The following is a 14,667-nucleotide window of genomic DNA, read 5'->3' on the forward strand; positions in this document are numbered from 1 at the left end:
TTCGATGGGTCAGAGTTCGCAAAAGATTCAGGAGTGGGCCGGAAAAGTCCAGAAAAAACTTCCGGACAGTATGGCCAAATACATTCCAACGCGTCTTCCGTCCATTGGAAAAGGCTCGTCCAATTATCCGTACGCGGTGACGCGTATCCGTGCCATGCGTGTCAAACTCATGCCGCGCGATATGTATCCGAGACTCCTCAACATGAGTCTGGATGAAATCACCCGGAAAATCGGAGAATCCGAGTACAAGCAAGATATCGATGACCTCTCAAGAGAGTATAAAGGCGTCAATCTGATCGAACACGCCCTGAACAGAAACATGGCTGTTTCATTTCAAAAAATCTTAAGAATCACAGAAGGCGAACCGCACGAGCTTGTTCAAGAATATCTTCGGGTTTTCGACATCGACGATATTAAAACCATTCTCCGCGGAAAGAAACACAACATTGCCGACGAACAAATCTTAGAATCCCTGGTGACAGGCGGTATGCTGAGATACACGTTGTTGTCCAACCTTGTGTCCAAATCCATGGATGAAATCTTGGCAGCCTTTAGCGATTCGATTTACGCGCCGATTTTAAGCAAATACAACGGCGATAACCTTCAGGAAATCGAAAACGAATTGGACAAATTCTACTACGAAAACCTCTTTGAGGCGATCGGTTACCCCGGATCGGCAGACCGGAAGCAGTTTGACCAGTTTGTTCGGCGAGAAATTGATATTCAAAACTTAATGCTGCTTCTCCGTGTCAAAAAATACGACATCGGAGCATCGGGCGACGCATCAAGCAATGTCTGTTTGATTGAGGATGTCTCCTCTTTGTTGATTCCTCACGGACTTGACTTAGATGCCGAAAAATTAGAAAAATTGTGTTATGACGACTTTATTGAGGCTCTTCGAAAATCACCGTATTGGGACGCGATCGGACCGGCTCTTGACAACAAGGCCATTCAATCTGTTTCCTTAACGGATGTCGAAACCAAACTTTTGCGGTACAACCTGACAAAAGTGACCTCGTATTCGCGTCGGAACATCATCTCCATTATTCCGATTTTAGAATACATTATTTACAAATCCAACGAGGTTCGCAATTTGAGAATCATCGTTCGCGGAAAGTCGGTCGGTATGGATAATGATTTAATTAAGGACCAGTTGGTGATTCTCTGATGGAAATATCGGTTGTTGGAAACAGTGATTTCGTGACGGGATTTCGGCTTGCCGGTATCCGGAAAATCTATGATACCGAAAATGTCACCATCGACGTCGCCGTCAGAACTGTCCTTGAAGACAAGGATGTCGGCATCTTGGTGATGCACAATGATGATATTTTAAAACTGCCGGACTCTTTAAAAGCCATGTTGAATGATTCCGTTCAGCCCACTGTTGTTGCTTTGGGCGGTTCCGGCGCAGGTTCGACAAATTTAAGGGATAAAATCAAACAGGCGGTAGGTGTTGATCTGTGGAAGTAAAAGGTAAAATTTATCGAGTGGCGGGTCCCGTGGTTACCGTTGTCGACTTAAACACGAAAATGTATGACGTGGTTAAAGTCGGTCATGAAGGTCTCATGGGCGAAGTCATTAAAATCGTTGGAAACAAGTCCATCGTTCAGGTTTATGAGGACACGTCCGGTGTGAAGCCGGGCGAGCCTGTGGAAAACACGGGTCTCCCCCTCTCGGTTGAACTTGGACCGGGATTGCTCGAAAGTATCTATGATGGTATTCAAAGACCGCTCAGCGTTCTCAAAGAAGAAATGGGAAATTTCATTCACAGAGGCGTTTCTGCAGACGGTTTAAGCCATGACAGAATCTGGGAATTTAAAGCCACCGTCAAAAAAGGCGACATTGTGAAGCCGGGCGACATTATCGGTACCGTTCAGGAAACCGCCAATATCGAACACCGCGTCATGATTCCGTCCAACACGGCCGGCGGCGAAATCGCTGAAATCAAAAGCGGCAACTTTACCGTCGTTGATGTGATCGGTAAGTTGAAAGACGGCACGGAACTCAAAATGGCCCACAAGTGGCCGGTCAGAATGCCCAGACCCGTCCAGAAAAAGATGGCTCCGAAAACACCCTTGATTACCGGACAGCGTGTTCTTGACGCTTTGTTCCCGGTCGCCAAAGGCGGTACAGCAGCCATTCCGGGTCCGTTCGGTTCCGGAAAGACCGTTACCCAGCAGCAGCTTGCAAAATGGAGTGACGCGAACATTGTGGTTTACATCGGTTGCGGTGAACGCGGCAACGAAATGGCGGAAGTTTTGAACGAGTTCCCGGAACTCGAAGACCCGCAAACCGGACGCCCGCTCATGGAACGTACGGTTTTGATTGCCAACACGTCCAACATGCCGGTGGCCGCTCGTGAAGCTTCCGTTTACACGGGCATCACGATTGCCGAATACTTCCGTGACATGGGATACGACGTTTCCTTGATGGCCGACTCCACCTCAAGATGGGCCGAAGCCATGAGAGAAATTTCCTCTCGTCTCGAAGAAATGCCCGGTGAAGAAGGTTACCCGGCTTACTTGTCCGCCCGTCTCGCCGAATTCTACGAGCGCGCCGGCGTTGCCGAGTCGCTTTGTAACAAAGTCGGATCTATTACCGTTATTGGTGCCGTTTCTCCGGCCGGCGGCGACTTCTCCGAACCGGTCACTCAAAACACGCTCCGTATTGTGAAAGTGTTCTGGGCTCTGGACTCCAAGCTGTCTCAGAAGAGACACTTCCCGGCCATTAACTGGCTCAACAGTTACTCTCTTTACATGGACACGTTAAACCCGTGGTACACGGAAAACGTGGCGCCTGACTGGAACGACCTCCGCGACAAAGCGATGGGTATTCTCCAAGTCGAATCCGAACTTTTGGAAATCGTTCAGTTGGTCGGATCGGACGCGCTTCCGGAATCCCAACAGGTGACTCTTGAAACCGCCCGTATGGTTCGTGAAATCTTCCTTCAGCAGAACTCGTTCCACCCGGTCGACACGTACTGTTCCTTTGATCACCAGTACAAGCTCCTCAAGAGCATTATGTACTACGGCGACACGGCTCAGAAACACTTGGCCGACGGCGCGATGGTGAAGGATCTCATCAACATGGAATCCAAATCCGAACTTGCGAAAGTCAAGTACGAAGAGAACTTTGACGAATTGCTGACTCAAGTGATGAGCAAGATGGAAACCGAATTCGCAAACATTGGCGGAGGTTATTAAAATGGTCAAAGAATACAAGACAATCACGCAAGTGGCAGGCCCCTTGATTTTCGTTGAGAAAACAGAGCCGGTCGGCTACGGTGAATTCGTGAACATCAAATTGGCTGACGGTTCCGTCAAAAGAGGAGAAGTTTTGGATACCTCCGAAGATACTGTGGTCGTTCAGGTTTATGAAGGAACGGGCGGTCTGAACAGCGAATGCAGTGTGATTTTCAGCGGCGAAACGTTGAAACTCGCGGCATCGATCGACTTGCTCGGCCGTATTTTATCCGGTTCCGGACAGCCCAGAGACGGCGGTCCGCAAATCATTCCGGAAAAAATGATGGACATTCACGGCGCTGCGATGAACCCGTATTCTCGCGCACAGCCGAGTGAATTCATTCAAACCGGTATCTCCACCATCGACGGTACAAACACCCTCGTTCGCGGTCAGAAACTTCCGATTTTCTCGGCTTCCGGTCTTCCGCACATGGACATTGCGCTCCAGATTGCGAGACAGGCCAAAGTGCCGGGTTCTGAAGAGAAGTTCGCCGTGGTGTTCGCTGCGATGGGTATCACCAACGAAGAAGCCCAGTTCGCCATGCAGGACTTTGAAAAGACCGGCGCTCTTGAGCGCGCTGTCGTTTTCTTGAACCTTGCGGACGACCCGGCCGTCGAGCGTTTGATCACCCCGAAAATGGCGCTCACCGCTGCTGAATACTTGGCTTATGAACACAACATGCACGTTCTCGTTATCTTGACGGACGTCACAAACTATTGTGAAGCGCTCCGCCAGATGGGTGCGGCCCGTGAAGAAGTTCCGGCCCGCCGTGGTTACCCCGGTTACATGTACACTGACCTGGCCGGTATCTACGAACGCGCCGGCGTTATCAAAGGAAACAAAGGATCCGTTACTCAGATTCCGATCCTGACGATGCCGGGCGACGACATTACCCACCCGATTCCTGACTTGTCCGGTTACATCACCGAAGGCCAGATCGTGGTTTCCAGAGAACTGCACAGAAAGGGTATCTATCCGCCCATTAACGTTCTTCCGTCCTTGTCCCGTTTGATGAACCTCGGTATCGGAAACGGCAAGACCAGAGAAGACCACAAGGCGGTTTCTGACCAGCTTTATGCCGGTTACGCCGAAGGCCGTGACCTCCGTGGTCTCGTGGCCATCGTCGGAAAAGAAGCTCTCTCTGAACGCGACAAAAAGATTTTGGAATTCGCCGACCTTTTCGAGGACAAATTTGTCCGCCAAGGCCGTGTTGAAAACAGAACCATCGAAGACACGCTCCAGGTCGGCTGGGATATCTTGGGTAGCCTTCCGACTCAGTATTTGCACAGAATTGACAACAAATACATTGACAAATATTATCCGAAAAAATAATTTGGGTGATGTTCAATGGCAGTCCAAGATGTAAAGCCGACGCGTTCTGAACTTCAGGACGTTCAGAAGAAAATCAAGCTTTCCCAAAACGGGTACAAGTTGCTCAAAATGAAACGGGACGGTTTGATTCTTGAATTCTTCAAGATTCTGAATCAAGCGCGAGGCGTCCGGGAAGAGTTAGACGCCGCTTACGAATTCGCCGTTCAAAAATCGAACTTAGCGAGCGCCGTAGACGGTTCCTTCACGCTCAAATCCGCGTCTTTCGCCGTCGATGCTGTCCCGACCATTGAACTCAAAAGCACAAACATCATGGGTGTTGTCGTTCCGAAAATTCACGGCAGCGGTGTTAAAAAACCGCTCCATGAACGCGGCTACGGTCTGATCGGAACCGACACATACATTGATGAAGTGGCCGACGCCTACGAAGTTCTCGTGGAAAAGATTATCGTCGCCGCCGAACTTGAAACAACCATGAAAAGACTTCTCGAAGACATCGAAAAGACCAAGCGCCGTGTGAACGCGCTTGAATTTAAGGTGATTCCGGAATTCCAGGAACAGGTCAAGTTCATCCGTTTGCGCCTTGAGGAAATGGAACGCGAAAGCATGTCCAGTTTGAAAAAGATTAAACAAAAGAAAGCGGCTGAAGCCAAAAAGTAAGGAATTCTTTTTGAATTCTTTATCTTTTTTTCTTTCTTTTTTTTCTTTTGTTTTTTGAGATTTTTATTTTATTCTATTTTTTTAAAAAACAGCCATAAAAATTGGATATTTCATTTTCCAATGTGCTTTAATTTTATATCCAATTGCAAGAGGATTATTTTTTATAACGTCCTTCTCATTTTATAATTGGAAATGTGGGTCATTAAAAGTAAAACCCACCTTCAGTTGTCAACAGTTCCATTGTTGACAACTGATGTTTAGAGGTGAGTGAATCTTCTTGTTGACAAGAATTCATTCTCTTCTTTGATTTCCTGATACATAAATGTATTGAAAAACAAAAATGTTAAAGAGGAAATAAAATGAAAAACAAATTAATTAAATCAATATCTTTATTGTTAATGATATTGGTATTTGGTATGGTATTTATTCCGGCAATAAATGCACAAGCTGACAGTGAAAGAGAGGAAATTTTGAAAGAAGAATTTGAATATTTAATGGATAATTCAGAAACAATAATGGAAACTTCAAATGAAAAAGTTGTTCGTTTTACTTCAGAAGATGGAGTTACTGCATACAGTGTTGCATGGAGGGATCCTAATAATCCGAATAGAGTATATTTTGCGACAGTAACAGATGAAGAAATGTTATCAAGTGGTATTTCCAATGAAATTGCTTCTGTAAATGGAATTTCCGCTTTAGCTTCTGGAAGCTTTGGCGATGGTAGTTATGCTGAAACATATGGAAATTCTGTAACAGGCGGAGTCCATGTTTATTTTTCGCCAGACGATGCTGAGTTGGCATTTGAGGGCAGTGCTTATATTTTGGGTGCGGCCGGAGCTGCAATTACTATGCTCGTTCCCGGCGTGGGACAGGTACTTGGTCCTCTTGTTGCCATTCTTGGTGCATGTATCGGATTATACTATCTGGTTGCTAAAAATTCAGATGATAGTTTAGATATAAGCATCCCATATTTGGCTTTAACATATATGACTACAGGACTTCCTGGGGCAGGTGCTTTTATTACGATCGGACAGGTTAGATATTTCTTCAATGATTAATTGGTATTTCAGTTGATTGACTGTTTTTCAGTCAATCATTTTAATTTTTGGAAGTGTTATTATGGCTTTTTTAAAAAAAATATATTTTGTTTTAGGTATATTTTGTATTTTATTACTGTTTATAATAAGTTTTGGAATTTATAAGTCGTATATGACAGAAAGTTTGGTCACGTTTTCGGGGATAATTGCATTTTTTGCAGTTTTTTTCTTTGGAATGTGTATTATTAAAGAAAAACCCAAAAATTGGAAACCGGCTCTTATAGTTGATTTGATTTTTTTATTTATTTATATGGTTATTTGGTTTTATTTATGGAAAATGAATTACTTCAATCAAATGGATACAAACATGATTATTGTCAACATGTGGATTAACAATATACTTTCTTTGATCTTAGGTGCCATTTTTGTTTTTTCTGCATTGTATGCTGATAAAGTTATTGGCAAGGTACAAGGCAAAGAATAAAATTATATTTTTACAATATTATCAATTAATTTTTATTAAAAACGTTGAGGTTGTAAAATGATTACAGAACTGTTAATTTTACTGGTGTTGACTTTCGTTACAATTTTGATATTTGGCGCGTTATATTTCATTATCAAAAAAGCGGTTGCTGCCGGAAATAATTCTAAAAACAGTAAATAATTTTTGGGTCATAATTTGAAAAATATTTTTAAATATAATTGTTGTAATTGTGTTTGAATTAAGAAACGATTTCCGGAATTCCGGGAACAGGTCAAGTTCATCCGTTTGCGCCCTCCGGGAAACGGAACGCGAAAGCATTTCCGTTTGAAAAAGATTAAAAAAAAAAGCGGCTGAGGCCAAAAAATAAGGAATCCTCGGATTCTTTATCTTTTTTTCTTTTTTGAATTTTGTTTTTTGAGATTTTTATTTTATTCTATTTTTTTAAAAAACAGCCATAAAAATTGGATATTTCATTTTCCAATGCGTTTTAATTTTATATCCAATTGCAAGAGGATTATTTTTTATAACGTCTTTCGATATTTCTTCAATGATTAATTGGTATTTCAGTTGATTGACTGTTTTTCAGTCAATCATTTTTTTATAACTTTGTCAATTAATTTTTTTCGATGGAGGAAATAAAATGTCTTTTCAATATCATTCCACCCCTAAAAACAATGTTCTTCTTTTTGTCGCACTTTTATTCTTTTTCATAGCCAGCTTATTTTTTGCATATTTCCCGGATGGTGTTTTTCCCTCACTTCTATCAAGTTTCTTTCTCGTGATTTTTATCATATTATTTTTGACCGGCGGTTTCATTTATGGATTCTTATCAAAAAGTCGAAGACTATCAATCGTTTTTGGCTTTTTTATTCCGGTTTTGGCCTATCTGATCCCGATAATTATTCACTGGTTTTTTTATTCAAGTTTCGAATTTTTCGGATCGGAAGCTGCTTATTATTTGATTGCGGCCATCATTGGCGGTACAATCGGTTGGTGCGCTTCCGTTAATGAAGAAAAAAAAGAATTGAGAGGTTATTATTACCTTGCTTGTTTGATTATGATTTTGTTTTTATTCGTTATTTTTACAAAGTTTTAACTTAAATAATATGCTGTCGAAACGCGCTTGAATTTAAGGTCATTCCGGAATCCCGGGAACAGATCAAGTTCATCCGTTTGCGCCCTCCGGGAAATGGAACGCGAAAGCATGTCCGGTTTAAAAAAGATTAAACAAAAGAAAGCGGCTGAAGCCAAAAAGTAAGGAATTCTTTTGAATTCTTTATCTTTCTTTTCTTTTTTGAAGTTTTGTTTTTTGAGATTTTTATTTTATTCTATTTTTTTAAAAAACAGCCATAAAAATTGGATATTTCATTTTCCAATGCGTTTTAATTTTATATCCAATTGCAAGAGGATTATTTTTTATAACGTCATTCTCATTTTATAATTGGAAATGTGGATATTAAAAGTAAAACCCACCTTCAGTTGTCAACAGTTCCATTGTCGACAACTGATGTTTAGAGGTGAGTGAATCTTCTTGTTGACAAGAATTCATTCTCCTCTTTGATTTTCGACTAAATAAAAGTATCGAAAAACAAAAACGTTAAGGAGATATAAATATGAAAAACAAATTGAAAATATTTTCGTTTTTAATGGTTCTTATCTTTTTACTACCATCTGCAAACGCATATTATATTGGGGACAATAAGTGGGAAGATAACAACAGTGGTCTTGAAATAAACTCTTCGGTAGATTCACAATACCATTCTGCTATATTGAGTGCAGCAAATACATGGACTGATGCAGGATCAAGTTTCTATTTTCATCAAATTCCAACTGCTTCCGGATACACCAGTAACTCTACAGACGTTATGATGGGTTTGGTTTCTGATCCAGATTATTTAGCTGAAGAGAGAACAGTTATTGAAGAAACCATAAATGGTCAAACGTATAAACGTTATTCTCAGGTGGTTTTTGATTATGAACAGGAATGGACCACAAGTGCAACTATCGCCAATTTGACAAATGCTTTCGACATTGAAACAGTTGCTCTTCATGAACTTGGGCATGCTGTTGGATTGGGTCACTCTGAATATACGACGGCACTTATGACTGAAGAAGCCCTTCCACCCGTTAAAAGAAGTTTAACATCCGATGATATTAATGGTATTAAGGCTTTGTACCCATCTAACAGAAATAACCAAGAAGTTGTGAATACTCTGAGGGACGGAATAGAATTACACATAAATCCAACGATAGTTCCAATGTCTGAAGAGGAGATGACTGAAAAGGCTACTTTAATTGTAAGTGCTACGGTCAAACAAAATATGCCAGCAAGATGGGATACGCAAGATGGTTCAGACCCCAGTTCTAGAACAGAATCAATGTTTTCAACAAATGGATATCTGATTTTCCAAGATACTTTAATTGAGGTTGAAGAAGTGCATAAAGGAGAGCTCCCAGAGGGAGATAATCAAATATATGTCCGGCAATCAGGTGGTGCGGTTAATGATGTTGAAATGATTAATGAGTATACAGTGAATTATCAAAAAGATCAACAAGTTCTGTTGTATTTATTTGAAGACACTGGAACACGTTCATACGGTTTGGGACCGGAACATTATTTTGCCTATCCTGGAAAAGGCCAACTCTTTATTACTGATGAAAATGAAGCCGTCAATGGAATTGGAAACAATGTGAACACAGAAGAACTATTATCATTGTTGTCGGAAGTAGACTCTGAGTAAGATTAAACTTAATTTGAAAAAATAAGAAAAATAATATTTTTCTTATTTTTATTTATTTTATCGGAGGGCTAAAAAATGAATTATTATAATGCAAGTCTGAAAAATAATAATTATCTTCTTTGTGCACTTTTATTTTTATTTATTATATTCTTTATAATTGTCCCTCACCTCCCGTTTTTTAATAAAATGGGGAGTTTTCTCCCATTTTTAATCCTTTGGTCTGCTTTAATGATAATAATTTTAATTTTTAGCGGTTTTATTTATGGCATTTTAACAAATATGAAATATAGAGCTTTAGCCTTGGGTTTTCTTTTTCCTTTTGTTGCAGGCCTCATCATTTTTGTTGATAATTTATACACTTACCCATCTGTTTCCCCGAACACACCTTTATATTTAGCTTCGTATTCTTTTCCATATCTTTTGATGGGATTTTCAAACGGATTGGCTGGTTTTTTTTCGGCAACGGTAAGTGATAACAAAATAAAAAAATTAAGTTGTTATGTATTAACAATTATTTTTTTAGTTATTGCTTTGTATCTTTATCTTGATCCGCCACTTTATATCTTAGTCTCAATCTTAGGAGACTATAATCCTGTTTCGGGTTAAGGACTAAACCAATTGGATTTAATTATGATTTCTTAAAGGGTCTTAAATAAAAGTTTTCAATAAAATTAAATGTTGATGAAAGTGCTTGAATTTAAGACATGATTTCCGGAATTCCGGGAACAGGTCAAGTTCATCCGTTTGCGCCCTCCGGGAAACGGAACGCGAAAGCATGTCCAGTTTGAAAAAGATTAAACAAAAGAAAGCGGCTGAAGCCAAAAAATAAGGAATTCATTTTGAATTCTTTACCTTTTTTTTGAAGTTTGTTTTTATATTCTGTTTTTAAAATAGTTTTTTCTGTTTTTTGACTATTCTGTTTATTTCTTTTCTACTTTTGGGCAATTCATCAATTTTAGTTGAATTCTCATTGTTTATTTTTTTATTGATGCTTATTTAGACTATATACAATATATTCGCTTATATAGAAACCATAGTCTGAAAGACCTATAATTATTTATACTATTTAATATAATTTTTCTTTGTGAAAAATCCTTTTTGATTTAAAATGAGGACTCACCATCGGATTTGGACAATTCGAGTTGCCCAGATCCGACGCTTAGATGTGAGAATTCATGAGTTTCCTAATATTTTGGTGATTTATATGGGTGGTCTCTTCAATCAAAGTGAAACAAGAAATGCAATCATTTTGCTTTCTGTTTTGTTGATTTATTTTCTGACATTAATTCTCAACATCGGTGAATTGTTTTTCCTTTTGTTGTTTCTCGGAATTTTTGCTTATGGGGTATATTCACAAAGTCCGATTAAATCAGCCATTTTTGGTTTTTGCATTCCTTTTTTGTTTGTTCTGTCCTATATGGTTACTTCTCCGGATGATTTCTCACGCGCCTTTTTCCCATACTTTTTCGTGATGAGTCTTTTAGCCGGGTTTGCCGGATTTTTTGCAGGTTTTGGCCGTTTTGAACCTAAACAAAAAATTCTTTATTATGCATATTCGGGTCTCTTTGTTTTGTTGACATTTTGTTGGTTTTTAACGGGAATTAATTAATTGATCAGTTGACGAGGTTTTTACATGCAAATTGCTGAAATGATAACGTGGGGATTAGAAATTCTTATTTTCCTGATGCTGATTTTTGGGTTGGCGGTTGCATACATGTATTTTCTCCGCTCTTTTTTTAAAAAATAAAAATCCCTTTTAAAAAAATGAATTTCATCGAAAAAAAAGAATATTTTCCGGAATCGGTCAATTCATTAAAAATTCCTTATTATTTTATCCTTTTTTTGAAAGATATCGCTCAATTCATAAAAACTTAAATACTATTGTATAATTTTGTCTTTGTTCATTTATTTGTTCAGTCTATCCACAATTTCGAGCCGATCGTTATCGTATTTAAAATCTTCGATTTTGATAAAATCTGGTGTTTATTTATACAAGCGAATATTTTCGTTCTTTGTGAGAAAAATTTTGAAAAAAAGAAGCTCACCGCCGAATTTCAGCAAGTTGCGTTGCTGAAATCCGGCGCTTAGATGTGAGTGAATTCGAATCGGGTTTCGACGGAATTCACTCCTGTCTTTGATTTTGAAGGTATTTAAAATAAATGCAAAGATTAGGAGACAAAAATATGAAAATGAAATTAATGAGCTTAATCTGCACCCTTGTTGTTCTGGCGGCGCTGATTGGGCCGGCGATGGCGGACGAAGACATTCGCAATTATCCGTCCAATCCTTACACAAAGGAAGAGTTGGATGAAATCATCAGCAAAACACAACCCACAAAACCGGAATTGTTTGATGAATTTCAAAAAAATGAAAACATTTTGATGTTGTATGGTGAAATTCCTGAAAAGGAAATGGGGCTCGATTCGTATGAATGGTGGCTCAACATCAGTTCAATTGCCGATGAGATGACGAAAGACGAAAACATATCCGATTACTTTGAAAAAGGGCTTATTCTTCGGTATGGACCCTATTGTGACGGATATATTTCGTTTGTTGTGGATGAAAAATTTAAAAACGATATTAAGCAGGAGGATTTGGACAATATAAACAAGATCGTCAATAAATATGCGTCTTCCAAGGGTATTCAGAACATACCGGTCGCCATATCTGTTGGTCAGCCTATTGAGTTTATTGCAGAAAATGTGTCGGAAGAAAACAATTCAATGAATATTGTTGCCAGAGCATTGAATTATTACACTGACAAAACGCGACCTGTTATTGGCGGAACCAGAGTTGCAACACAAATGTATGGCGGAACATCCGGATTTGCTGCAAAAAATCAAACCAACAGCAGCAGAATTGGAATTGTAACGGTGGCGCATTTGACGAATTTCTCAAATGCAATGTCTGTCTATCAACCGACTGTTTCGTCTTCCAACAAAATCGGCGTGACGACGGGCGTTCGTCAGGACATTGACGCCATGTTTGTTCCGTGTTCTAATGTACAGGCCAAGATTCATACCGGAAACAATTTCCTGGTATCGGTCAAAGGCTCTTCCGGCTTATCATCCGGAATGGCATTGTACCGGTCCGGAATTAATACGGGGGATACAAGCGGAACATACGCGGGATATGCTTACTATAATCAGAACATATTCAACAACACTGTCTCTCGTCTTGATGTCATGGTACAGAACAATCATTCCCAACCCGGAGATAGTGGCGGTCCTGTTTATACGACGGTAAATGGAAGGACATACATCTGTGGAATTACTTGTGCCTATAAACAAGAAGCCAGTGGAAGAATAGTCACACTCTTTGCTTCATCTGAAGAGATCAGAAGCAAGTTAGGGGTTGTTCCTCTTACAATGTAACATTCATAAACAAGAATAATAGGTCCTGTCGACCTATTTTCATTTTATTTTTAGAGGTCATATCATGAATTCAACAAAGTTGCTTTTATCCTTTTTTGTATTCTTACTTCTTTCGCCCATCTGTTTCGGAACGACGCAAGAACAAATTGATGCGACGCCCGCCACGAATCCGGATTCTTTGGCGGAAATGGAAAAATCAAACCGTACTTACAAAGTTTCCGGAGAAATTCCGGTTAAAAATGCGGGAAAAGAAGCTTATGGCTGGCAAATGGAATTGATCTCTGTTTGCGATTCTTTCGGTCAAAGTTCGGATTTTCGCAACAATCAAGTTCCCGGCGGACCGATCACTCATTGTACACCATCAACCGATGGTTATATTTTTGTCGGTTTAAATCCGAATTTTCATCTGATTGATCAAGACTTTGATATTATTATTGACAGTTTGACAAAGATTTCAAAAGAAAAAGGTATTCAAAATATTCCGATTGTTATCGGTATTTCCAATCAACCTATTCCCGCTGTTTCGCCGAGCCCGAGGCTTTTTCCGGCTACACGCCCTTCTTATTTTGAAAATTTAACAAACAATGATTCAGTTTTAATGACATATGGCAACGTTCCGAAGAAACCGAGAGGAATTGAAGCCTATGAATGGGATGAAAAGTTGACCGAAATCAGCAGTGATGTCACTTTTGATTCAAGTTTTAGTAATTATAAAGTCAATAATGGGGGTTTTATTGAATGGGTAAGAGTCGATTATGAATTTATTGCCGTTCAAGTATCGGATTCATATCCGCTGAACAGCAGCGAATTAAATGAATCCATGGTCATCATTACGGAAATCGGTAAAGAACATGGCGTCAAAAATGTTCCGATCGTCGTTTATGGAAATCGTGAGCTTTTTACGGTTGAAGAGGAGAAAAAACCAATGTCAATTCCCGGTTTTAACGGGGTTGTTTCTGTTTTTGCTCTTCTCGGATTAATCGGTATCATTCGAATGAAAAAATGATTATCTACTCAGTTACTTGAATAATCTTAAGCCATCCGTTTTCGTATTTAAAATCTTCGATTTTGACAAAATCTGGTGTTTATTTATACAAGCGAATATTTTCGTTCTTTGTGAGAAAAATCTTGAAAAAAAGAAACTCACCGCCGAATTTGTGCAAGTTGCGTTGCACAAATCCGGCGCTTAGACGTGAGTGAATTCGAATCGGGTTTCGACGGAATTCACTCCTGTCTTTGATTTTGAAGGTATTTAAAATAAATGCAAAGATTAGGAGACAAAAATATGAAAATGAAATTCAAAATAATTTTCATTTCCCTTGCTATTCTTTTGATAACAAATGTAGCATCTGCATGCAGTTATCATATGCCACTGGGAGATGATGCCGTTGACTGGGGAAGAGGAATTCAGTGGGGTGGAAATACAACTTATATTAGCCAGTGGAATTCCTCCGTTTCAACATGGAATGCAATGGGTAAAGTTGCAATCTCCAAAGATACTTGGAGTACGATTGAAGATCTTTACCTGGTTGATGTTAATTCTCCGGGCGTTAATATTCCGTCTGGTTACGCTAACAGCACACGCAGCGCAAACGGTACACCCTACATTCAGTTGAATACAGCATTGATGGGAACTTATACATCTGCTGAGAAACAAAAATGTTTAACACACGAGTTAGGACACGCTTTGGGAATCAATGAAATTAATATTAATGGAAATATCATGTGTCAGGGAAGATCGAGTCAAACATCATTGGGAATAAAAGACAAAGACGTTTACAGATGCATATGGGGGTGAA

At 39.6% G+C, this 14,667-nt stretch carries 15 protein-coding genes; all 15 read left to right on the top strand.

Features of this window, described 5'->3' with window-relative positions; genetic code table 11:
- Nucleotides 1–4 precede the first annotated feature (4 nt).
- The 15 genes from ahaC to MsAg5_RS06520 all read left to right on the top strand — a co-directional run bounded on the left by ahaC (nt 5) and on the right by MsAg5_RS06520 (nt 14,666).
- A complete protein-coding gene (ahaC, locus tag MsAg5_RS06450; protein WP_338099812.1) occupies nt 5–1,168 on the top strand; it encodes an ATP synthase A1 subunit C in 1,164 nt (387 codons plus the stop codon).
- A complete protein-coding gene (locus tag MsAg5_RS06455) occupies nt 1,168–1,470 on the top strand; it encodes a V-type ATP synthase subunit F (protein WP_338099813.1) in 303 nt (100 codons plus the stop codon). Before ahaC ends, MsAg5_RS06455 begins: the two co-directional genes overlap by 1 nt.
- Nucleotides 1,461–3,203, top strand: coding sequence for an ATP synthase subunit A (locus MsAg5_RS06460; protein WP_338099814.1), 1,743 nt, complete (start codon nt 1,461–1,463; stop codon nt 3,201–3,203). The genes MsAg5_RS06455 and MsAg5_RS06460 overlap by 10 nt, the downstream gene beginning before the upstream one ends.
- Nucleotide 3,204: 1 nt before the next feature.
- The gene (locus MsAg5_RS06465; protein ID WP_338099815.1) at nt 3,205–4,575 is read left to right on the top strand and encodes a V-type ATP synthase subunit B; all 1,371 of its coding nucleotides are present in this window, start codon (nt 3,205–3,207) and stop codon (nt 4,573–4,575) included.
- Between the two features lie 15 nt (nt 4,576–4,590).
- Nucleotides 4,591–5,232 (top strand): V-type ATP synthase subunit D, encoded by a 642-nt coding sequence (locus MsAg5_RS06470; protein WP_338099816.1) that lies wholly within the window; start codon nt 4,591–4,593, stop codon nt 5,230–5,232.
- Nucleotides 5,233–5,591: 359 nt separating this feature from the next.
- A complete protein-coding gene (locus MsAg5_RS06475; protein WP_338099817.1) occupies nt 5,592–6,290 on the top strand; it encodes a hypothetical protein in 699 nt (232 codons plus the stop codon).
- 61 nt (nt 6,291–6,351) lie between these two features.
- Nucleotides 6,352–6,753, top strand: a complete 402-nt coding sequence (locus tag MsAg5_RS06480; protein ID WP_338099818.1) for a hypothetical protein — start codon at nt 6,352–6,354, stop codon at nt 6,751–6,753.
- 640 nt (nt 6,754–7,393) lie between these two features.
- Nucleotides 7,394–7,849 (top strand): hypothetical protein, encoded by a 456-nt coding sequence (locus MsAg5_RS06485; protein ID WP_338099819.1) that lies wholly within the window; start codon nt 7,394–7,396, stop codon nt 7,847–7,849.
- Between the two features lie 517 nt (nt 7,850–8,366).
- The gene (locus tag MsAg5_RS06490; protein ID WP_338099820.1) at nt 8,367–9,494 is read left to right on the top strand and encodes a matrixin family metalloprotease; all 1,128 of its coding nucleotides are present in this window, start codon (nt 8,367–8,369) and stop codon (nt 9,492–9,494) included.
- A gap of 75 nt (nt 9,495–9,569) precedes the next feature.
- A complete protein-coding gene (locus MsAg5_RS06495) occupies nt 9,570–10,100 on the top strand; it encodes a hypothetical protein (RefSeq protein WP_338099821.1) in 531 nt (176 codons plus the stop codon).
- Between the two features lie 85 nt (nt 10,101–10,185).
- Nucleotides 10,186–10,323, top strand: a complete 138-nt coding sequence (locus MsAg5_RS06500) for a hypothetical protein (RefSeq protein WP_338099822.1) — start codon at nt 10,186–10,188, stop codon at nt 10,321–10,323.
- A 375-nt stretch (nt 10,324–10,698) separates the two neighbouring features.
- Nucleotides 10,699–11,103 carry a hypothetical protein gene (locus tag MsAg5_RS06505; protein WP_338099823.1) on the top strand — a complete coding sequence of 135 codons (405 nt, stop codon included), beginning with the start codon at nt 10,699–10,701 and terminating at the stop codon, nt 11,101–11,103.
- A gap of 574 nt (nt 11,104–11,677) precedes the next feature.
- Complete coding sequence (locus MsAg5_RS06510; RefSeq protein ID WP_338099824.1) at nt 11,678–12,868, top strand: chymotrypsin family serine protease; 1,191 nt, start codon at nt 11,678–11,680, stop codon at nt 12,866–12,868.
- A 64-nt stretch (nt 12,869–12,932) separates the two neighbouring features.
- Complete coding sequence (locus tag MsAg5_RS06515) at nt 12,933–13,874, top strand: hypothetical protein (protein WP_338099825.1); 942 nt, start codon at nt 12,933–12,935, stop codon at nt 13,872–13,874.
- A 279-nt stretch (nt 13,875–14,153) separates the two neighbouring features.
- Nucleotides 14,154–14,666, top strand: a complete 513-nt coding sequence (locus MsAg5_RS06520) for a M43 family zinc metalloprotease (protein WP_338099826.1) — start codon at nt 14,154–14,156, stop codon at nt 14,664–14,666.
- Nucleotide 14,667: the final 1 nt, after the last annotated feature.

It is taken from the genome of Methanolapillus africanus (assembly GCF_032714475.1).
Taxonomy (GTDB): Archaea; Halobacteriota; Methanosarcinia; order Methanosarcinales; family Methanosarcinaceae; genus Methanolapillus; species Methanolapillus africanus.